Below are 20,616 nucleotides of genomic sequence, written 5' to 3' on the forward strand. Positions count from 1 at the left end.
CGAGGCCGTACCCAGCCCGGCCTGAACCGCCGTGCCGAACCCGGCCTGAACCGCCGTGCCGAACCCGGCGGAGGTCAGCGTGTACCGAACCCGGCCTGGACCGCTCGGTCAGGAACCGCCGGTCACGGCAGCGCCCGGTACACGCTGACCTCCGCCGCCTTCACCACGAACCGAGCCGTCACACCGGGCACCAGCCCGAGCTCGGCGACCGCCGCCGGGGTGATGTCGGCGTTGAGGCCGTCGGCCCGGACCCGGACCAGGTCGCCGTGGGGTTCGAGGGCCGAGATCCGCACCTCGAACGTGTTCCGCGGCGAACCCGGGACCGCGTCGAGGTACACCGCCACCGCGGACGGGCGGAAGATCGCCACCATGGCGGTCCCCTGCGCCGGCGCGGGATCGGGGTGGTGGCCGTGCACCACGAGACCGGCCGGCGTGCGGACGCCGTCGTCGGCCCAGGTGCCGGTGACCAGGTTGAGGCCCGCAATGCGGGCGGCGAACGGGCTGCGGGGGCGGGTCAGCACGTCGCGGGTCGGGCCGTGCTCGACGATGCGGCCGGCGTCGATCACGGCCACCTTGTCCGCGAGGAGGACGGCGTCGAGCAGGTCGTGGGTGGCGATGATCGCCGTGCGGTCCGCGAGGACGCCGCGCAGCGTCTCCCGCAGCGCGGGGGTGACGTGGACGTCGAGGGCGGCGAGCGGCTCGTCGAGCAGCACGAGCGCCGGGTCGGCCGCGAGCGCGCGGGCGACGGCGACGCGCTGCGCCTGCCCGCCGGACAGCTTGGCGGGCCGCCGGTCGGCGTAGGCGTCGAGGCCGACGCGGGCGAGCCAGGCGGTGGCGGTCTCGCGCGCGCGCCGTCGGGCGACGCCGCGGCTGCGCGGGCCGAACGCGACGTTCTCCAGCGCGCTGAGGTGCGGAAAGAGCCGCGGTTCCTGGGCGAGCAGCCCGACGTTGCGGCTGTGCGGCGGCACCCAGACGTGCGCCCGCCCCGCCGTCGTCTCGGTCAGGGTGCGGCCGTCGAGCGTGATCCGCGCGTCCGGCGGGCGGATCAGGCCGGCCGTGGTGGCCAGGAGCGTGGACTTGCCCGCGCCGTTGGGGCCGAGCAGGGCCAGCGTCTCGCCGTCGGCGACGTCGAGCTCGACCGAGAAGCCGCGCTCGGGCAGGTCGGCAAAGAAGGACAGGCTCACAGCGCGCCCCGCCCGCGCCGCGCGAACCCGATGACGACGACGGCCACGAGGACCAGGACGAGCGAGAGGGCGACCGCGGCGTCGGGGTCCGTCTCGCGCTGCAGGTAGATCTCCAGCGGCAGGGTCCTGGTGACCCCCTGGAGGCTGCCGGCGAAGGTGATGGTGGCGCCGAACTCGCCCAGCGCGCGGGCGAACGCGAGCACGGTCCCCGACCCGAGCGCCGGCAGGATCAGCGGGAGGGTGATCCGGAACAGCACCCGCGTCGGGTGGGCGCCCAGCGTGGCGGCCACCACCTCGTAGCGGTCGCCGGCCGTGCGCAGCGCACCCTCCAGGCTGATCACCAGGAACGGCAAGGCCACGAACGTCTGGGCCAGCACGACGGCGGTGGTGGAGAACGCGATCTGGAGGCCGGCCACCTCAAGGGTCTCGCCCAGCAGACCGCGCCGTCCGAACGTGTACAGCAGCGCGATACCGCCGACGACGGGCGGCAGCACCAGCGGCAGCAGCACGAGGGACCGGACCAGGCCCTGCCCGGGGAACCGCGTGCGGGCCAGCACCAGCGCCATGGGCACCCCGAGCACCAGGCAGAGCGCGGTGCTGGCGGCGGAGGTTCGCAGGCTCAGCGCGAACGCGGCGACCGAGGACTCGCTGGTGACCAGCGACCAGAAGTCGCCCCACTGGATCCGCGAGACCATCGCCGCCAGCGGGAGCAGCACCAGGACGGCTCCCGCCGTCGCGGGTACGTAGGCCCAGGCGGGGACGCCGCGCGCCTCGGTGCGTGCCTCTGTGCGTGCCATCAGCGGCCGGTCACGGCTCGGCGAAGCCCGCCTCGGCGAGCACCGACCGGCCCGCGGGGCTGAGCACCAGCTCGACGAACTCGCGCGCGAGGTCCGGCTCGGCGCCGTCCTGGAGCGTCGCGATCGGGTACGTGTTCACCGCGCTGCCCGACTCGGGGAACTCGATGCCCTCGACCTGCTCCCCCGCACCGATCACGTCGGTGACGTACACCAGGCCCGCGTCGGCCTCCCCGGTGACGACCTTGTTGAGCACGTCCGTGACGCTCTGCTCCTCGCTGACCGGTTCGAGGTCCAGCCCGGCGGCCTCCTCGACGCGCGCGGCCGCGGCACCGCAGGGCACCTCCGGGGCACAGGTCACCAGGTTGACGCCGTCGCCGGCCAGGTCGGCCAGCGTCGCGATGCCGGCGGGGTTGCCGGCCGGGACCGCTATCTCCAGGGTGTTGGCGGCGAAGTTCTGCGGGTCGCCCGACACCAGGCCGTCGGCCACCAGCTTGTCCATGTTCGCCGTGTCCGCCGAGGCGAACACGTCGGCGTCGGCACCCTGCTGGAGCTGGGCCACGAGGTCGGACGAGCCGGCGAAGCTGAACCGGACGTCGACGCCGTCGTGGTCGGCCTCGAACGTCTCGCCGAGCTCCTCGAAGGTCGACCGCAGCGACGCGGCCGCGAACACCGTGAGGGTGGTGGTGCCCTGCGCGACGCTGCCGCTGCTGCCGCAGGCCGCGAGGCCGGGCAGCAGGACCAGGCCGACGGCGGCGAGGGCCAGGGTGTGCTTCCTCATGCGCTCAGTCCCTCTCGTCGTTCTCGGTCTCGACCACCACGTGGGTCGACTTGATCGTCGCGACGGCGGCCGACCCGCGCTCCAGCCCGAGCTCGCGCACCGCCTCGCTGCTCATCAGCGAGACCACCCGGAACGGCCCGCACTGCAGCTCGACCTGCGCCATCACGGTGTCCATCCGGATGTCGGTGACCAGCCCCACGAGCCGGTTGCGGGCCGAGCTCATCAGGCCCTTGGGCGGGCTCGGCGGCGTCGCGTGCTCCCTGGCCACGAGGGCCACCTCGTAGCCGTCCACGACCTTGCGCCCGGCCTCGTCGGACGTCGCCCCGAGGAGCCCCCGGTCGATCCACCGCCGGACCGTGTCGTCGCTGACGCCCAGGTACCCCGCGGCGTCCCGGATCCTCATGTGCGGCATGTGAGCGAGCATAGCTCCGCAAACTCGGCGTGAACAGACGGGGGGACGCCGCAGACGCCGGTCACCCGCTCCCGCGAGTTGCCCGCGCAGACACGGCCGAACCAGCTCCAGGAGCGGGCGGTCAGCCGGTCGGAAACTGGACCACTCGCTGTTGTACGGCCTCGGTCCCCGGAACCGCGGGGTGGTCGAGCAGCTCGGCCAGGGTCGTGGTCGGGGCACTCGACCACGGGCCACGGAAGTCCGCATAGGGCGCCGTGAGTTGATGGGCGGCCGCCTCGGGCAGACCGAAGGTCGTGGTCAGGTGGGCGACGTACTCGTCATCGGGAACGGCGCGGAAGGGCACCCCCGCCAGTGCCGCGAGGTCGTCCCATCCGACCGCGCTCGCCTTCACTCTCCGTTCCAGGCGACGACGCCGGTATGGTGTGGAGGCCGATTTCGGAGGGGGCCGATGGCCGAAGTAGTCGGGCAATGGACCGGTCGGGAGATGAAGGCGCTGCGCCTCGCTCGCCGTCTGAGTCAACGCCAGTACGCCGCGCATCTGGGCTTGAGCGACGTCGCTCTGTCCAGCGCTGAGCGTAAGGGCGAGGCCATGGTGCTCCGAATGGAGACGCAGCAGATCCTGGACACCGACCTCGAGCAGGCGTCCGAGAGCGTCCGGGAGCGGTTCTGGCTGCTGCGCGATGGAAAGAAGGAAGCCGACCTGGCCGCCGCGTCAGCCATGCGCACCGCGTCGGCCCTTGCGGTCCCCAGCTGGCTCCTTCCCGATGAGTCAGGGACGGCGTATCTGAAGGAGTTTGTCGAGTCGGACTCTCGTGTCTTCGTGCTGTGCGGGCCTGCTGGCACAGGCAAGTCGACGCTGATCCGTGCAGCCGTCGATGCCTTGTCCGAGAACGCCGCCGTCCAGATCCACCCCGCAACGACGGCGGAGCCGACGTCCTTGGCGGCTGACATCCTGAGGTATGGCTCGGTCCCGGTCGGCACAGACCCGCTGCTCACGATCGAGAGTGCCGCGGAATCCCTGACGCGTCCCCTGGTTGTCGTGATCGACGGCATCAACACCGAGGACACGGTGCGAAGCGTCGGGCGGGCCGTGGATGCGATCCTCCGTCAAGCTGTGACGGCCGCCCTGCGATTCGTGCTGGTTGTCCGCACACCGCCAACGCCTGATCTCTCGGAGTTCCCGCTGCTGTCGGCGTCTGTGTTCCGGCCGATCTCCGGTGCCTCACACACCACGTCTGCCTGGAACCCCATCGACACCGCTCGCGCATGGGAGCAGGAACGCCCGGACGGGCTGCCGGCGTTCGCGGATCTGCCGTCGCAGCTCCGAGATCTGGTCCAGCTCCCGATGTTCATGAGCATGGTGCGCGACGGCGCGGTGGGCACGGCGGTCCAGGAGACCAGCCCCTACCTGCTGGTCGACCGGTGTGTTCGGGCGATCGTGACGCGGTCAGGGCTCGACGTCGATGAGACGTTGCGCGTCTTGGGTGACGCGGCCGTGGCCGACCTGAGTCGATACCTCCCCCTGCTCGCATCGTGGCATTCTCCAGCGACTGCGCCAGCGGACTTCGCCGTCCCTGCGGGGCTCGCCCAGCGCACCACCGGAGGGCGCGTCGAGTTCTCGCATGACCTGGTCCGTGAGTACTTCGCCGCAGCCCGGCTGGTGCAGGTGACCGCCAACCAAGGGCGTTCTCGCCTGATCGAGGTGATCAGCGGGCTGTCGCTGGCGGCTGATACGAGTGCAATCGCCGTCGGTCTGCACCGGTTCTTCGTCATGGCCGTGGACGAAGCGGACCCAGGCGCTCTGTCCGCTGTGGCGCTCGCACCCAGCCTGGTGGGTACGTCGGTGCTTGCTCGGTTGCTCGACGTCGCCGCAGACGGGATGCGGTTCACGACACTCGACGTGCTGCGTTCGTGTGCCAGGTCGTGTGATGGGAGCCCGGACTCCCTCCAGGTAGTACGGGCACTGCTGCGCCAGGCATCGCTTTCCGATGCGCTGGGCGTTGGCTGGTATCCATGGCTGTTCACGGTGCTGCACGACCATGGCTCACCCGTCTGGGACGATGTCGCTCAGCACGTCGAATCACTGCTCGACGGAAGCGGTGCTGCGCGGTTGGTTGAGGCTGCTGACTTGGCCACTCCCGAGGTGGCGGCGTTCCTGGCGCGTCATGTGAACCTCTTCATCACGCCAGCCGATCGCGCTGGGCTGGTCGATGCACTGCTGGAGCATCAGGACTGGCGTGTGCGTGCTGCCGTCGCGGCCGGACTTTCGCAGGTCTCTGCCACGTCTTCGGCAGTAGCACATGGTCTCCAGCTCCTGGTCGACGATCGCGACTACAAGGTCCGGGCGGCCGGGACGATTCTCCTCCGGACAGCACCGGAGGGCGCCGTGACCGGCGTCCTGCCAGTCCTTCTGGACGATGACGTCTGGTACGTGCGTGCCCGTGCCCTCGAACAGCTCGCACGGCGCGAGGTCGCAGCAAGCTTGGTTACCTCCGCGCTGGCGCGCTGCCGCTCCCAGGACGCGTGGAGCCATGCGCCTCGGTACGTGCGCGACCTGATGGACCGTCTGACTCTGCTGTGCGACGACCCCGCGCGGCTGGAGCTGACCACAGTGCCCCGTGCGGTCGTCCCCCTGCTGCGCGAGGTCCGCACGGGAGCGCTCGTCGTCGAGCCGGAGCGGGCCGGCCTACTGGCGGACCTCGCCGCTCGTTCAGGGACATGGCTGGCTTCTCGCGAAGGACAGGCCGTCGCCGCACAGGTCGAGTCCGGGGAGAGGCGGTCCGGGCTGACCACCAGCGAGACGTACCGTCGACTGCGCGGTAGCAGGCACCTTCAAGTCGCCCTTGACGTCGCTGACCTCGACCTTGCGGTCGCCGTCGCGCAGGCTGCGGCTGGTGCGGGAGCCGGGTTCATCGAGGTGGGCGACCCGCTCATCAAGGCGAATGGTGTCTTCGCTATCGAGACGATCAAGCGCGCCGTGCCTGACGCGCTGGTGGTCGCCGAGATGATGTCGTCCGACTGGGGGCGTGATCAGGTGGAGAACGCCGTCGAGTACGGTGCGGACGTGGTCCTCCTGATCGGACCGGCTACCCACGCGAGCGTGGCTGCGGCATGTGCGGCCGCCCGTCGCCTGGGTACATCCATTCTTCTGGACGCCCCTGCGGAGCGGCACTCGGCCGAGTGGGTACGTGACATGGCCAGGGCAGGTGTCGACGGACTCGTCGTTACTACGAACATCGATCTCGGGCCAGGTGGGCGTGAGCCGCTCCTGCGCGCGAAGCAGATCCGAACGTGGACACAGCTCCCCGTGGCCGTCTCCGGCGGGTTCACCGCCGCGGACCCGTCGGTGGTATCCAGCCGTGACTGGGATGTCCTGATCGCAGGCCGTGCGGTGACCGAGTCCGCCGATCCGCGCCGTGCCACCGCTGCCCTGACCAGCCTCATCTCTCAGACGACAGAAAGGAACCCATGAACATCGCCGTCTCCCCGCTGGCGGTTCCGATGATCGACGACGTGATCCACCTGATGGGCCTGGGCGAACCGTTCATCAGGGCGCGGACGGCCTCGGACTACTGGGCGTACGCCACGCTGTTCTCGTCGACCTGCCCGGTGGTGCATATCGAAGGGGAACTTGCCGGAGCCGTGATGGCTTTCCGCAGCCAGGACGACACCAGCCAGGTATATGTCCAGGACGTGATGGTCCACCCCGACCATCGGCGCCAAGGGGTCACGACGGCGCTGCTCGACTCGGTGGTGGCACAGGCACGCACGTGGGGCTGTGCGCGCTTGTGGCTCACTTCAGAACCGGACAACCGGGCGGCCGACGCCGCTTGGCGGTCACTCGGATGGACGAACGTACCGGGAGACCGTGTAGTCGACGGCGTCCAGGTGATCTCGGACTTCAAAGGTCCGGGCAAGGACCGAGCCGTCTACGAGCTGCTGCTGTCCTGAAACCCTGGCCGTCCCATCGTCACCGGAGTGTGTCAGCGTAGTCGTGCAGCATCGGAAGGAGCGGGTCGTCCGGCGTGCCCTGACGACGCCAAAGCTGTTCGACGGCGACAACCTGCTGGGCGTACCGTCCGCTTTCACCGCCGAGGACGTCGGCGAACCGCTCGCGGACCTCGGCAGCCAGGTCCGGCTGGAGCAGGCTGTGCACGAGAAGGGACGCGGCGTCGTAGCCGCCCGGGCCGCCACCCCAGCCTTCCCAGTCGAACATCACGAGGTCCGGACCCGCGAGGTTTGCCCAGTGCAGATCACCGTGGCACGTGATCCACGGGGAGGGAGCGGCCTGGTCGGGTCCGAAGTAGTCGGCCAGGAGTTGCTCGGCCCAGACCGGATCGATCGTGAAGCGCCTGGTGTTCACGCCTCCGACAACGTCGAGCATCCTGCGCAGCTCGGACCACCAAGACTCTGGAAGAGGACCGACGGCCAGGGGCCAGGGCGGCGCAGGCGTCGCACTGAGGGGCCTCGCGATGGTGTGCTCGAACATCTCGGCCGCGTAGCGCCAAGGGCCGTCCTCCCATTCATCTCGATGTAGCAGGCGGGGTCTGGGTACGTCGTTGGGGATCTGCTGTTCGGCTGCGACGTTTCCACGCCAGAACGTTCGCGAGATCTCGCCGGCACGCCCGCTGGCCAGCCGCAGCCAGGTGACGGTGGAGCCGAGGACGATCGGTCCGGAGAGAGTGCGTCCGCGCCATCCCCACAGCTGGTCGGTGGGCGACCCTGGACGTCCGCCGAGGCGGCGGGCGGCGAGGCCGAACGCTCTGAGCATCCGGTGCCGGGCGCGCGTGTCGGGCAGATTGAGGTCGGTCGAGGTGGTGCTCTGCGTCATGACGGTCATCCCAGAATGGCTCGACGAGCAACCATGGCCCACACGGCCTGCTGCTCGGTGGTGAATCCGGCGCGGTTCCAGCAGAAGACGATGGTGCGCGCCAGGATGGTCCGTAGACCCGTCTGGAGCGTGCCGCCGTCCACGAGACCGGCCAGGTGGCTTCCGGCGGCGTGCAGTCCTGCCGCCCAGACTTTCAAAGACGCGAAGCGGGCGTCGCTGCCCATAAGGGCTTCGAGATCGGTCGACAGCACGCGGTGGGCTTTCCCCACGAGTTCCGAGGCGTCCCGATCCATGAGCGTCGCTTCGGGACGTTGCGCCTGGACCCGGGTCCACACGTCGCCCTGCTCGTTCCATTCGAGCCCAGTAGCCCGCATCAGGTGGGCCAGCAGCATGAGAGAGGCAACTGGCCTACTGGGTACTTCCGTGTCGTGGGCGTCGAGGCTGGAGAACAACCCAGCCGAGTCAGCGGCATGGATGGCGTTGGCCGCGGTCAGTCCGGCGTGGCCACCGAACGCGGCGGTCTCCGGCTCGTAGATCGCTTCCCGCCATCGCCGGAGCGCTCCGTTGGCGGCCATCGTGTTCAGCACGTCTCGCAGGTTGGCGGGCATCTCGGGGGCGCTGGGCTGTAGGTACCGCAGGCGCCAATGCGGGTTCTTGCGGACGAACCACCACTGCTGCTGACGAAGTGCGGGCCACAGGTCCTGGTGGAACGTGCGCTCGGCATCGATGTAGTCGCTGAACTCCACGTCGATCTGCGCCCAGCCGTATGAATCGGGTTCGAGAGTGCTGAGGCCGGCGGCACGATAGCGGTCCGCGACCTTGATGAGACGCGCGGCGCTCATACCGGCGGTACGCGCGGCTGCGGCGACGTCTCCGTCGGCCAGGTAAGTCAGTACGGCCGTCTCGATGGTCTCGTTCTTTGTGTGGTTCATCCGGGTGCTCCCGTCAGGCCAACCCGAGGCAGGCGTCCCAGTCAGGGACGTCCGGGCGAGGCGGATGCTCCAGAACGAGCTGGACTCCAGGCTGGCCCTCCAGCAGCCCGGGCTGCCGCGAGGCGGGAGCACGGCGAAGACGGCTCGTCAGGTCCGCGAGGTACGGTTCGAACGAGTGCGCGTCGGTGGCATCAGCGGCGACGCGACGCACGACCTGGAGAATTCCCGCTGGCCCGTGACAGATCCCCGACCCTGTCAGCGCCTCGACCTGTGCGGCATTTCCGAGGCAAGCGGCCAGTGTCTGCTCGACACGGCTTTTGCGCTGTGCGTCTCCGGTCACGATTGCGGCGAGCTGTTGTGCGCGCACGATGCCGGGGGTGCCGTAGCACCAGGACGCTGCTCGCGGTCCCCGGTCCCGATCGCCCGACCATCGCGCCCATCCACCGTCGGGATGGCGATTGTCGTCCAGCCAGTCGAGGATTCGACCGATTGCGTCCAGATCTCCAGGTACACGGACGCCGCGTCGTATCGCGAGGGCGAGTACCGCCAGAGGGCCGGTGATGCCGTGGGTGAGGCCGGCATTTGCGTGCGGTCCCGGCTCCTGGGGCGCCGAGTGCTGGTGCCACACCCACCACCCGGGTCGCCTCACACCGTCATGGCCGCGGACGGGTTCGGTGAGCCGAACAAGGTAGGCCAGTAGCTCCTTGGCGGTGTCGAGGTCGGTTCGGCGGGCCAGGAGTAGAGCACCGATGCCCGACAACCCGTGCATCAGGTCGTACTCGGCGAACGCGGCGGGCTCTCGTGCGTCGATGCGTTGGTGTGCCACGGCGAGTCTGGACCGCACGTGTGCTGTCACGACGGCGTCCAGGTGAGTCATGGCGGGGCCCTTCCAGCCCGCGACGTGCAGGACGAAGGTCAGGGCTGGCGCCCCGAAGAAGATCCCCGCTCGTGGGCCGTCGACCAGTGGCATGGCTCCTCTTGCTGCTCGGCCCAAGGCTTCTGTTCGGTCGCTGGAGTCAGCGCGCACCGCCCACAGCAGCGCGCTGCCCAGGTCGCCGCGGGATAAGGACTGGCGGGCGAGGGATGGCGGGCCGGCCACGGCCGGAACGGGATCGCTGGTGGTCATGCGAATGCCGCCTCACGGTCGCCGGTCTGCTTGTGCCGAGATGTGTGTGACAGCGCGACGGTGCGCGCGGTTCGCAGGATCAGTGCTTCGCCGTCGGGATCGATGCCCAGTACGCGGTTGTGGTGCATATGCAGCAGCGCCCCCAGAACACCTGCCGGGTCCGTCTCGGCAGCAGCCAGGCGCGCGGCGTAGCGGTGCAAGGTGTCTCGTCGGTGCGCCCAGGCGGCGAGGACGCGCTGACCGGACGGTGTCTGGTTGAGGACGGCCTGTCCGGCTGGCTCGGCGAGGCGAACGGCCAGAGACTGCATGGCGCGCTCGGGATGGGCGCCTGTGTCGCGGCGAAGGTGTCGGACCAGCCAGTCCAGTCCCTGGCGTTCGCCGAGGAATGCACGAGCCAGGTCCACCATGCTCGCCACCGCCACGGCCACACGCCAGGCACTCGGGTCGATGCCGTCCACCTCGTCGTGACCGTGCGGGACCGATGCCGATTGCGCCAGGGCGGCCCGGGAATCAGCGGCGAAGAATGCCTCAGCGGCGTCCAGTGCCCTACCGGTGCCGTATCGCCCCAGCTCAGGCGTGTCGTCGTCCCAACGGATGCGGTTGATCAGGCCGTCGCGCCGAGCGCGAGCAGCCCACGATGCGACGTGCCGGGCGACGGCGCCGAAGTCGTCCGCGTTGCGTAGTCGCAGCCGGAGTCGCAGATGATCGGCTGGGTCCGTGTATCGGGTGAACCACCAGTCGTCGACTCCAGTGTCGCGTGCGAGCTCCGAGCGGAGTTCGTCGTCCAGGATCGCGGTGGCGAGCTCGCGGGGCGCGTAGATCTTGAGCAGACAGGTGCACGAAGCGCCCGGGTGGCGGACGCTCTCACGTCGAGTCACGACGGGGCCAGCGAACGGTTCCGGGGCAGTAGCCGGTAGTTGGGTAGAGGCGAACTCGACGGTGAGCTGGTGGGCATGCCCGATCCATCCGATGTCGTCGGTGCCGGGCGCCTCGGTAAGCGTCACGCGCCCATGTCGAGTGACCTCGTGTAGGAGCAGCGCACGGTGGCCGGGCTCGGTCAGGTCCAGACGAACGCGTTGGTCATACGCACCGAGGAAGACGCTGTCCGGGACATCCCAGAGGTCGAGCCACACGTCCAGGGCGTATTCCGGGGAGACGCCCCGGACCTCAAGGTCTGCGCGATCCAGACGCCACAGGGCCTCAGACAGGATCGCCCGACCAACGCGTACGGCGGGCAGGAACGGCAGGCTCGCGGCGCCGCCCCAGGAGAACGGCGTCATGACGGCCGTGTGCGCCCGGGGAAGCTCGCACACGAACCGCGCCATCGGGTGGGTGGCCGACACCGGTTCGAGGGCGTTCAGCACAAACGGCTCGACGCGCCGTCCGGTGGGAAGGTGGACGAGGAACATGCGGCTGGTAGTGGCTCCCACGGCCAGGTCGGCAAGACGGATCGTCGCCGCCGGGTTGTACTCGCCGACGGCTATGACGTCGGGCACGGCCTGGACGGAGCGCGCGACGTTCTGCGTACGCGAGCGCAGCGCCGGGCTGGAGACCTGAACCCGCACCCCTTGCTCGTCCAGCGTGGGCAGATCGGCCAGAGCCGCGATCCGCTGGGCACGCTCCGTGGGATCCAGCAGCGACAGAAAGCGACCCAGCGTGACCCCAGAGGCGACGGACAGCCCACCGCACACCACGCGGAAGTCGCCGTGGTCGACCGCCGCCGTCGACCGGGCATGGATCGAAACGTTCATCGCCACGCTCGACGGGACCTGTACCGGGTCCGCGACACTGAGGCGCTCAATGTCGGCACTGGTCAGGACGACCTCCCGCTGACGGGCTGCTGTGGCGCGCTGGACCAGCGCCAACAGGTACTCGTCCCGGCCAGTCAGGCTCCCCTCGGTCACCAGCGCCTCGAAACCGCGGTATCCGGCCGGCAGTCCAATTCCCGCGGCCGGGTCGGTGAGATCGGTGACCGGGACCAGTGTGCCGAGGCTGTAGGTCTCAAGGAAGCGCGTACGGTACTCGCGCCATGCAGAGGTGCCGTGCGGGTGCGGGGAGATTCGGGCCATGACCGCGAGCGCCTGCTCCAGCTCCCGACCGACCTTCGCCGAGACCGTGACCTGGGTGCCGGTCACCAGATCGGTCATCACGGCATCGCCCGGTCCGGCAGCGGCGACGGTGCGGACGTCTGTGTGGTGGTGTGCTACGAGGTGCCCGAGAGGGTCGCCGCCCGTTGTCGGTGGGCGCACGTCGGTGTGCAGGAAGCCTTCGCGAACCAGACCGACCACGGTGGTCAGGACGACGTCACGAGTCACGTCCGGGTACAGGTCTATGACGGCATCGAGGAGTGCGGCCGTTGCGGTGGGGATCCGAGATAGATCCAGGATCGCGGTCAAGGCGCCGGTGACGCGCAGCCGGACCTCTGCAGGGCCGTCACGACCCGGACGATGCGGCAGGACCAGCTCGTCACCATGTCGACGGATCGTCTCGTCGGCGACCACTACCGAGTGCAGGACCACCTCCGGATCGCTCTCCAGGTGTGTTGTCTGGCGGTCCAGCCAGAGCGCGTCTGCCCGGGTGCGGATCGCGGCAGCGGTCCGTGTGGCGGAGGTCGCATCGGCGAAACGTGCCGGGCCGATTCCGGCGAGCGTGCCGAAGGGCGTCGATCGCGTCATGGCCCGTAGGTGGTATCGGGCGACCGAGAGCGCAGTGCGCCGTACAGCGCGCGGGTCTGGCTCCCGACCTGGTTCCAAGAGCGTGGCCACCGCGTTTGCGAGGTCGGGGCTGGCGTTCCGAACTCCCTGGCGCAACCGCTCGCTTTCCCACGCTGACGCGAGCCAAGCCAGAGCTCTTGGCACGCCGGCATCTGGACCGGGAAACACGGGAGTGTCGTCGGAGACAGGCAGGACGGCCGTACGGATCAGGGCGTGGGGAAGATGGCGGTACACAGGTGGCTCCTTTCCGCGCCGGTGGAGGCCCGGTGCCGTGACGGTCTGATCGACGGCGTCACGGCACCGGGAGTCGGGTTCGGTCAGTTGCAGGTCGAGTTCGAGCAGGCGGACTCGCACGTGGACGTGCAGCCGTCGGTGGTGCCGCGCAGCAGGTTGCCGACGACGGAGGCCGACTTCACGGTGGTCACGTCGAGGTCGAACTCGCCGAAGCCCTGACGGGCGGTGCTGTTTCCGGGCATGGGTGTACCTCCGGTTGAGTGAATCGTGGTGGTTGTTCCTTGCTCCCTGGCCGTTCAGGGCCAGGTGATCGTGAGGCGGTTGTGTCGCCGTTCGACTGTCCGCGACGTCGATGAGCTCGTAGGGGCCGATGTGCTTGTCGGGGTGATGATCAGCCGGGGGCGATCGCTGCGGTGCGCGGTGTCCCATGCAGTGATCTGCTCGGCGTACCGGGCGGCGACCCGCTCGGCGTGGGGACCGTGCGCGACCACGCCGATCTCGAAGCGGTCCGGGAGGTCGGTCGGCCGTGTCTTGCGGTAGGCGAAGGAGTCGCCGTCGACCAAGGCCGGGATCCCCAGCGGGGACGCGGCCGCGACCAGGCCGGCGGCCTTCGCGCCCGGCTCGGCTGCCAGCAGGGGCATCGGGTCCAGTGCGGTGGTCAGCCACAGATCGAGGTACTCCATCGATTCCGAGCCACCGATCGTCACACCGGTCCATTGCTCGGCCCGCCAGTCGTGCAGCGCCTCGCGGAGCGCCTGGTTGTCGAACGCCTCGGGCCCGTCGACGCGGAGCCCGACTCCTTCGCCGGCATCATCGTGCAGCACGACGACATCGACCGCGCTGGCGCCCTCTCCCCGCATGGGTACGAACCCGCACACGTCCATCGAGCGACTTACCAATGACTCTCCGTCACGGACGAGCGCGACCGTACGAGTAAGCCCGCGTACTCGTACGGGCGCCACGATCACGCCGTCCGGCGTCAACTGCTCGCGCCAAGCCGGAGGGATGTCAGGCGTCTCGACGGTCACGACGATCCGGTCGTAGGGAGCGTGCTGGGCTACTCCGTGCTCGGCGTCACCGGTCACGACGACGACCTTGTCGTAACCCGCCGCGAGCAGGAACTGGTGCGCACGCTCGGTCACGTCCGGATCGATGTCGATGGTGACAACCGTCCCGTCCGCACCCACCAGCTCGGCAAGGTAGGCGGCGTTCACCCCGCCGCTGCCGATTTCTAGCACCCGCATCCCGGGGAGGATGTCCGCCTGCTCCAGTTGCATCGCCTGGACACGAGCCGCAGAGACCGAGCTGAGCCCGACCCCTTCTGCCGAACGCTTCGTGACGAGTGCCTTCTCCGGCGAGTACGCCCGCTCGGCGTCAGCGCCGGCCACCAGGTGGCGAGGCACGGTCCGAAGCGCGGCGATGACCGACGGCGTGCGCATGTCGCCGTGCTCGACCAGGTACTGCACCATCTGCTCGCGCAGACCAGCGGCCTTTTCCTCGGTGGTCACGCTGGATTGCTCTGTCATGGTGGCTCCCTATGGATCGGCGTCCTGCTTGATGCTGACGATCCTGCCTGGGGTGAGCACGATCGGGGAGATGACGGTGCCCAAGCGGTGCCCAAGTCATGCGAACCCCGACTTCCCGACGGCGCATCGCTCGGATCCACGGGGCGAGCAAACCTGCGTCCCGTCAGGCCGAAACCGGGGTGATGCTCATACGTTGAAAGTGGTGAGGAGAGGACTCTCTCCTCGCCTTCGTCGTACCCATCCCCCGTGAGAGCTACCCGCAGGTGTCCACCGTGCGGTGACGACTGCGCGCCGTCGGATCCATAGCGTTCGAGGTAGCCCGCGGCCCTCCGGCCGCGGCCTCTCACGAAGGAGTCATCGTGCGTCTGGTGTGGCAGCTCTTGGCAGTTCTGGCGGTCGCCTTTCTCGGCGGCCAGGGTCTCGCGGCGGTGCGGGACAACCCCTGGCTGGCGCTCGCCGTCGGCGTGGTGACGGCCGTGCTCGCCGGGTTCGTCTACCGGTGGGTGGTGCGGCGGACCGAGCGCCGCGCTCCGGTGGAGCTGGGCGCGCCGGGCGCCGGCGCCGGCCTCGGCTGGGGCACCCTGATCGGTGTCGCCCTGTTCGGCCTCGTCATCGTCATCCTCGCCTTTCTCGGCAGCTACACGGTGAGCGGCCTCGGCACGGTGACCGGCGCGGTGGGGCTGCTCGGCTTCATGGCAGCGGTCGCCGTCACCGAGGAGCTCATGTTCCGGGGCGTCCTGTTCCGGATCATCGAGGGATGGACCGGCACGTGGATCGCGCTGGCCGTGACCGGCATCCTGTTCGGCCTGGTGCACCTCCTGAACCCGCACGCGACCCTGTGGGGCGCCCTGGCGATCGCGATCGAGGCCGGCGGCCTGCTCACCGCCGCGTACGTCGCCACCCGCAAGCTGTGGGTACCGATCGGCCTGCACTTCGGCTGGAACATCGCGGGCAGCGCGATCTTCAGCACCGAAGTCTCGGGCAACGACACCCCGCAGGGCCTGCTGGACGCCAGCACGTCGGGTCCGACGCTGCTCACCGGCGGCGACTTCGGCCCGGAGGGCAGCCTGTACTCCATCGTGTTCTGCGCGGCGGCCGCCGGGGTGTACCTGTGGCTGGCCCACCGGCGCGGCCAGATCGTCCCGGCCCGGCGCTCCGCCCGGGCCGGCGCGCCCGCTAGGCTCCCCCGGTGACCGACCTGCGGCAGGTTCCGGACCGGTGGCGGCGCCGGGTTCCAGACTGGTGGCGGCGCCGGGTTCCGGACCGCTGGCGACGGCTCGACGTCGTGGTCCGGGACCTGCCCCTGGCGCTCGGGCTGGCCGGAGCGGCGTTCCTGCCGGTGCTGCGGGACTACGGCACGCAGCTCGGCGAGCTGCCCGCCCGCCCCTCCGACGGGTGGGCGGTGCTGGTGGTCGCCCTGCTGTGCCTCCCGCTCGCCGTCCGACGGCGGTGGCCCGCCGTGTGCATCGCCCTCGTGTCGCTCGGCTTCGCCGTCGGCCAGCTCCAAGCCTACCAGTCGTTCGCCGGCAACGCGCTGGGCATCGCGCTGGTGAGCACCGGCCTCCACCTGGACCGCCGACGGCGCGCCGTCGCCGTCGGCCTCACCGTGGCGTACGTGGCGCTGGCGCTCGCGCTCGACCGGCTCGGCTCGACCGAGGGGCCGGACGGGTTCGTGACGTTCTACCTGGCCCTGGTCCTCGCCTGGGGCATCGGTGCCTGGCTGCGCGCCGGCCGGGCCGCCGAGGCCGAGCAGCGCCGCCTCGTCGCCCAGGAGACCCGCACCGCCGAGCGCACCCGCATCGCCCGCGAGCTGCACGACGTCGTCACGCACCACGTCACGGCGATGGTCGTCCAGACGGAGGCGGCGAAGTATCTGACGGCGGCGCCCGACCGGCTCGGCCGGACCCTCGACGCGGTCACCGACACGGGACGGCGGGCCATCGCCGACCTGCGGCGCCTGCTCGACCTGCTCGACCCGGGTCACGACGGGGCCGCGCGGACGCCGTCCGCGGGTGGGCTGGGCGGTGGCGAGTTGGGCGAGTCTGAGGGCGGGTTGGGCGAGTCCGAGGGCGAGCTGCACGAATCCGGCGGCGGGCCGCACGAATCCGACGGTGGGCTGCGCGAGCTCGTCGAGCGGACCCGGCAGGCCGGGCAGCCGGTGGAGCTCACCGAGGACGGGACGGCGCCGGCACCGGCGAGCAGTGCCGAGCTCGTCGCGTACCGCGTGGTGCAGGAGGCCCTGACCAACGCGCTCAAGCACGCCTACGGCAGCCGTACGGTGGTGCGCGTCCGCCGTACCGAGAGGGAGACGATCGTGGAGGTCAGCACAACGGGAGCCGAGGCGGCCGACGCGAGTGTGGCCAAGGCGAACGCAGCAGGGACCGGTACGGCCGCGCCCGCCCCGGCCGTAACGGGCGCGGCCAGAACGGACGCCGCTAGAACTGGCGCGGACGACCCCACGCCGCGCTCCGCCGCGCCCGGCGGGAGCGGCCGCGGTCTGGCCGGGCTGCGCCAACGGGTCGACGCCCTGGGCGGCGAGTTCACCGCGGACCGGCGGGACGACGGCGGCTTCGTCGTCCGGGCGCGGATCCCGCAGGTACCCGCCCTTCCGGCGGGCCGGCCGTGAATGTACCCGTCCGGGTGCTGGTCTGCGACGACCAGGCGCTGATCCGCACCGGGTTCGCGACGATCATCGACGCCCAGCCCGACCTCGAGGTGGTGGGCGAGTGCGGGGACGGGCGCGCCGCCGTCGACCTCGCCCGCCGGCTGGAGCCGGACATCGTGCTGGTGGACGTGCGGATGCCGGTGCTCGACGGCATCGAGGCGACCCGCCTGCTGGCGGGGGCCGGAGTGACGCACCCCGTCAAGGTGCTCGTGGTGACGACGTTCAACCTGGACGAGTACGTCTACGAGGCGCTGCGCGCGGGGGCGAGCGGGTTCCTGCTCAAGGACGCCCCCGCCGCGCAGCTCCTCCAGGGCATCCGCACCGTCGCGAGCGGCGCCGCGCTCCTGGCCCCCGAGGTGACGCGGCAGCTCGTCGGCAGGTACGCCGCGCGCATCCGGCCTGCCCAGAGCGCGCCGGACGACGTGCTGACCCCGCGCGAGCTGGAGGTGCTGCGCCTCATCGCCGACGGGCTGTCCAACGGTGAGATCGCGGCAGCGCTGGTGATCAGCCAGGAGACCGTCAAGACCTACGTGTCGCGCATCCTGGCCAAGCTCGGCCTGCGCGACCGCGTGCAGGCGGTGGTCCACGCCTACCGCACGGGCCTGGTGACCTGACCGGGCGGCAGCTCCCTGCCGATCAGCCGGACGATCGCCGTCTCGGTCGCCGCCGCCATGTCCACCGAGCCGGGCTCCAGCAGCCACTGGAGCTGCAGCCCGTCCATCGTCGCGATGATCACCCGGGCGGCCGTCTCGGTGTCGACGTCGGCCGCCACCTCCCCCCGGCCCTGCGCCTCGTCGAGCGCCTCGACCACGAGGCCGCGCAGCCCCTGGTACCGCCCGCGGAACCAGGCCTGCGCGGGGTGCTTCGCCGTCACGCTCTCGGCCGCGAGCACCGTGTAGAGCCGCACGATCCCCTCGCGCTCGGCGTTGCGCCGCGTGGTCTCGACGAGGTGGCGCAGGAACGCCAGGCCGCGCGGACGCTCGCTGCCGAGCTCCTCGATGTCCGTCGAGTCGCGCAGGTCGAGCACACCGGTGAGCAGGCCGGCCTTCGACGAGAAGTAGTGCAGCACGCCGGCCTGAGTCAGCCCCACCCGGTCGGCGATCTCGGCCAGCGACGCGCTCTGGTAGCCGCGCTCCGCGAACGTCTCCATGGCGATCCGCAGGATCTCCGCCCGGCGCTCCGCGGGAGGGCGCCGCACCCTGGCCCCGCCGGCTTCTGGTGTCATCCGGCGATTCTACGGTCTCTCTACCTACCGAGTACTTGGTAAGTAGGAGTACGCTCCCTCCAAAACCCACCCACCAAGGGAGTCGCAATGACGCGCACCACCCGCACCGGGTCCGTCCGGACGGCGCTCGCCACGCTGAGCGTCCTGGCCGTCGGCGCCGCAGGGATCGGCCCGGCCGCCAGCTCGGCGGCCGCCGCCCCGACCAGCGCCCACGTCTGGGTCACCACCGCCGACGGCAGCCGCAAGCTCGCCGACGGCGGCGACCTGGCCTTCGACACCGGACCCCAGCCCGTCGACATCCGCGTGGACCCTGGCCAGGTGGCCCAGCGGTTCACCGGCGCCGGCGCATCGGTCACCGAGGCGTCGGCCTCGCTGATCAACGACCTGCCCGCCGCGACCCGGGACAGCCTGCTGCGGTCGCTGTTCTCGCGGTCCGGCGACGGCATCGGCCTCAACTACCTGCGCCAGCCGCTCGGCAGCACCGACTTCAACTCCGGCGGCTTCTACACCTACGAGGACACGCAGGGGCAGTTCAGCATCGCCCGCGACCAGCAGGAGATCCTGCCCGTCCTGCGGCAGGCCCTCGCCGTCAACCCGAACATCCGGTTCATGGGCAGCCCGTGGTCCCCGCCGGCCTGGATGAAGACCGGCGGCTCGCTGAACGGCGGCAGCCTGCGCACCGAGAACTACGACGAGTACGCCGACTACCTGGTGCGGGCCATCCAGGCCTACGCGCAGCAGGGCGTGACGCTCAGCGACCTCACGGTCCAGAACGAGCCGCTGTTCGCCACGAGCTACCCGTCCATGAGCATGTCGTCCGCCGAGCAGGCGGAGTTCTTCCGGGTGCTCGACGCGCGGCTGACCAGCGCCAGCCTGGGCACGCAGCTCTTCGCCTACGACCACAACTGGGACCGGCCCGACTACCCGCTCGACGTGTTCGCCCGCACGGCGGGCATCTCGCGCGTCGTCGGCGCAGCGTTCCACTGCTACGGCGGCTCCCCCGAGGCGCAGGCCCAGGTCGTGTCGGCGGGCAAGCGCGTCTACTTCACCGAGTGCTCGGGCACGGACAGCGACAACGCCGCATCAACCTTCGGCGACACGCTGGTCTGGCACGCCGAGAACCTCGTGGTGCGGAACATGCGCAACGGCGGCGAGACGGTCATCAACTGGAACCTCGCGCTCAACCAGAGCGGCGGGCCGCACCAGGGCCACTGCGGCACCCGCTGCAACGGCGTCGTCGAGATCGCGGGCGGCACGGTGACCCGCAACGCCGAGTACTACGTGCTGGGCCACGTCAGCAAGTTCGTCGACGCCGGAGCGCGCCGCATCGGCTCGACCAGCGAGGCCTCGGGCGGGCTGCAGAACGTCGTCTTCCAGAACCCGGACGGCACCCGCGTCGCGTTCGTCGTGAACGCGACGTCCGCCAGCCGCACGTTCTCGATCACCGACGAGGGCCGCTCACTGACCCACACGCTGCCCGGCCGCGCCGTCGCCACGTACCGGTGGGACCCGCAGTCCAGCACCACGCCGGCCGTGCCGGACCCGGCGGCCTGGTACCAGGTGGCGCCGTCGGCGAGCGGCAAGTGCCTCGACGCCGCCGACTGGGGCACGGCGGACGGCACCGCCCTGCAGCAGTGGACCTGCGGCGACGCCGCCCAGGCCAACCAGCGCTGGCGCTTCACGCCCACCACCGGCGGCTACTACCAGGTGGTCAACCAGCACGCCGGCAAGGTGTGGGACGTCGACGGCGGCGCGGGCGCCGTGGCCAACGGCACCCAGGTGCATCTCTGGACCTACGTGGGCGGCACCAACCAGCAGTGGCGGCCGACGGCGACGTCCGGCGGCTTCACCTTCACGGCCCGGCACAGCGGCTCGTGCCTGACCCTCGGCTCGGCCACCGGGTCGAACGGGACCCGGTTCACCCAGCAGCCGTGCACGGGTGGGGCCACCCAGGTCTTCCGGCTGACCCGCGTGGGCTGAGGCCGACTCACCCGAGTGGACTGAGGCCGGCTCACCCGAGTGGGTTGAGGCCGACTCACCCGAGTGGGTTGAGGCCGACTCACCCGAGTCGGCTGAGGTCGACTCACCCGCGTGAGCTGAGGCCACCGGTGCCTTGCGGTTCGCCCACCGAACCGCAAGGCACCCGTCGGTCCACCGACGCCGAACCGCAAGTTGCTCGCAGCCGCGGGCGC

Annotated in this window: 18 protein-coding genes; 6 read left to right on the top strand and 12 right to left on the bottom strand. The window is 70.6% G+C overall.

Translation table 11 applies throughout. The annotated features are described in order from the left end of the window. Positions 1-122: 122 nt before the first annotated feature. The 5 genes from AC0QU1_RS14325 to AC0QU1_RS14345 form a co-directional block, all read right to left on the bottom strand. The gene (locus AC0QU1_RS14325) at positions 123-1,184 is read right to left on the bottom strand and encodes a sulfate/molybdate ABC transporter ATP-binding protein (protein WP_483570150.1); all 1,062 of its coding nucleotides are present in this window, start codon (positions 1,182-1,184) and stop codon (positions 123-125) included. Next, entirely contained in the window at positions 1,181-1,981 is an 801-nt protein-coding gene (locus tag AC0QU1_RS14330; RefSeq protein ID WP_483570152.1) for an ABC transporter permease, read from the bottom strand. The genes AC0QU1_RS14325 and AC0QU1_RS14330 overlap by 4 nt, the downstream gene beginning before the upstream one ends. Positions 1,982-1,991: 10 nt before the next feature. Further along, positions 1,992-2,759: a molybdate ABC transporter substrate-binding protein gene (gene modA / locus AC0QU1_RS14335; protein WP_483570154.1), complete on the bottom strand. Its 768-nt coding sequence runs from the start codon at positions 2,757-2,759 to the stop codon at positions 1,992-1,994. Between the two features lie 4 nt (positions 2,760-2,763). Then, positions 2,764-3,171 (bottom strand): TOBE domain-containing protein, encoded by a 408-nt coding sequence (locus tag AC0QU1_RS14340; protein ID WP_483570156.1) that lies wholly within the window; start codon positions 3,169-3,171, stop codon positions 2,764-2,766. Positions 3,172-3,292: 121 nt separating this feature from the next. Next, a complete protein-coding gene (locus AC0QU1_RS14345) occupies positions 3,293-3,562 on the bottom strand; it encodes a hypothetical protein (RefSeq protein WP_483570158.1) in 270 nt (89 codons plus the stop codon). Between the two features lie 57 nt (positions 3,563-3,619). Between AC0QU1_RS14345 and AC0QU1_RS14350 the strand changes: the two genes are divergently transcribed. After that, complete coding sequence (locus AC0QU1_RS14350) at positions 3,620-6,643, top strand: orotidine 5'-phosphate decarboxylase / HUMPS family protein (RefSeq protein WP_483570160.1); 3,024 nt, start codon at positions 3,620-3,622, stop codon at positions 6,641-6,643. Further along, entirely contained in the window at positions 6,640-7,122 is a 483-nt protein-coding gene (locus AC0QU1_RS14355) for a GNAT family N-acetyltransferase (RefSeq protein WP_483570162.1), read from the top strand. Before AC0QU1_RS14350 ends, AC0QU1_RS14355 begins: the two co-directional genes overlap by 4 nt. Before the next feature lie 19 nt (positions 7,123-7,141). On the opposite strand, the gene AC0QU1_RS14360 is transcribed toward AC0QU1_RS14355, so the two are convergent. The 6 genes from AC0QU1_RS14360 to fxlM are packed head-to-tail and all read right to left on the bottom strand — an operon-like array spanning position 7,142 to position 14,534. Continuing rightward, positions 7,142-8,002, bottom strand: coding sequence for a hypothetical protein (locus tag AC0QU1_RS14360; RefSeq protein ID WP_483570164.1), 861 nt, complete (start codon positions 8,000-8,002; stop codon positions 7,142-7,144). 5 nt (positions 8,003-8,007) lie between these two features. Further along, entirely contained in the window at positions 8,008-8,934 is a 927-nt protein-coding gene (locus AC0QU1_RS14365; RefSeq protein WP_483570166.1) for a thiopeptide-type bacteriocin biosynthesis protein, read from the bottom strand. A 13-nt stretch (positions 8,935-8,947) separates the two neighbouring features. Beyond that, on the bottom strand, positions 8,948-10,060 hold the full coding sequence (locus tag AC0QU1_RS14370; RefSeq protein WP_483570168.1) for a lanthionine synthetase C family protein: 1,113 nt from the start codon (positions 10,058-10,060) through the stop codon (positions 8,948-8,950). Next, positions 10,057-13,128: a lantibiotic dehydratase gene (locus tag AC0QU1_RS14375; protein ID WP_483570170.1), complete on the bottom strand. Its 3,072-nt coding sequence runs from the start codon at positions 13,126-13,128 to the stop codon at positions 10,057-10,059. The genes AC0QU1_RS14370 and AC0QU1_RS14375 overlap by 4 nt, the downstream gene beginning before the upstream one ends. Continuing rightward, positions 13,092-13,250: an FxLD family lanthipeptide gene (locus AC0QU1_RS14380; protein WP_483570172.1), complete on the bottom strand. Its 159-nt coding sequence runs from the start codon at positions 13,248-13,250 to the stop codon at positions 13,092-13,094. The genes AC0QU1_RS14375 and AC0QU1_RS14380 overlap by 37 nt, the downstream gene beginning before the upstream one ends. 54 nt (positions 13,251-13,304) lie before the next feature. Beyond that, positions 13,305-14,534, bottom strand: coding sequence for a methyltransferase, FxLD system (gene fxlM / locus AC0QU1_RS14385; RefSeq protein WP_483570174.1), 1,230 nt, complete (start codon positions 14,532-14,534; stop codon positions 13,305-13,307). Between the two features lie 359 nt (positions 14,535-14,893). Between fxlM and AC0QU1_RS14390 the strand changes: the two genes are divergently transcribed. From AC0QU1_RS14390 to AC0QU1_RS14400, 3 genes are read left to right on the top strand one after another with little or no spacing between them, the layout of a single operon-like run. Continuing rightward, the gene (locus tag AC0QU1_RS14390; RefSeq protein WP_483570176.1) at positions 14,894-15,727 is read left to right on the top strand and encodes a CPBP family intramembrane glutamic endopeptidase; all 834 of its coding nucleotides are present in this window, start codon (positions 14,894-14,896) and stop codon (positions 15,725-15,727) included. After that, the gene (locus tag AC0QU1_RS14395; protein WP_483570178.1) at positions 15,724-17,160 is read left to right on the top strand and encodes a sensor histidine kinase; all 1,437 of its coding nucleotides are present in this window, start codon (positions 15,724-15,726) and stop codon (positions 17,158-17,160) included. Before AC0QU1_RS14390 ends, AC0QU1_RS14395 begins: the two co-directional genes overlap by 4 nt. Beyond that, complete coding sequence (locus AC0QU1_RS14400; protein WP_483570180.1) at positions 17,157-17,813, top strand: response regulator; 657 nt, start codon at positions 17,157-17,159, stop codon at positions 17,811-17,813. Before AC0QU1_RS14395 ends, AC0QU1_RS14400 begins: the two co-directional genes overlap by 4 nt. Here AC0QU1_RS14400 and AC0QU1_RS14405 read toward each other — a convergent pair. Continuing rightward, on the bottom strand, positions 17,789-18,424 hold the full coding sequence (locus AC0QU1_RS14405; RefSeq protein ID WP_483570182.1) for a TetR family transcriptional regulator: 636 nt from the start codon (positions 18,422-18,424) through the stop codon (positions 17,789-17,791). The genes AC0QU1_RS14400 and AC0QU1_RS14405 overlap by 25 nt on opposite strands. An 87-nt stretch (positions 18,425-18,511) precedes the next feature. Here AC0QU1_RS14405 and AC0QU1_RS14410 point away from each other — a divergent pair, with 87 nt between their 5' ends. Then, the gene (locus AC0QU1_RS14410; protein WP_483570184.1) at positions 18,512-20,404 is read left to right on the top strand and encodes an RICIN domain-containing protein; all 1,893 of its coding nucleotides are present in this window, start codon (positions 18,512-18,514) and stop codon (positions 20,402-20,404) included. Positions 20,405-20,616 lie beyond the last annotated feature (212 nt).

The organism is Promicromonospora noduliphila, assembly GCF_056951025.1.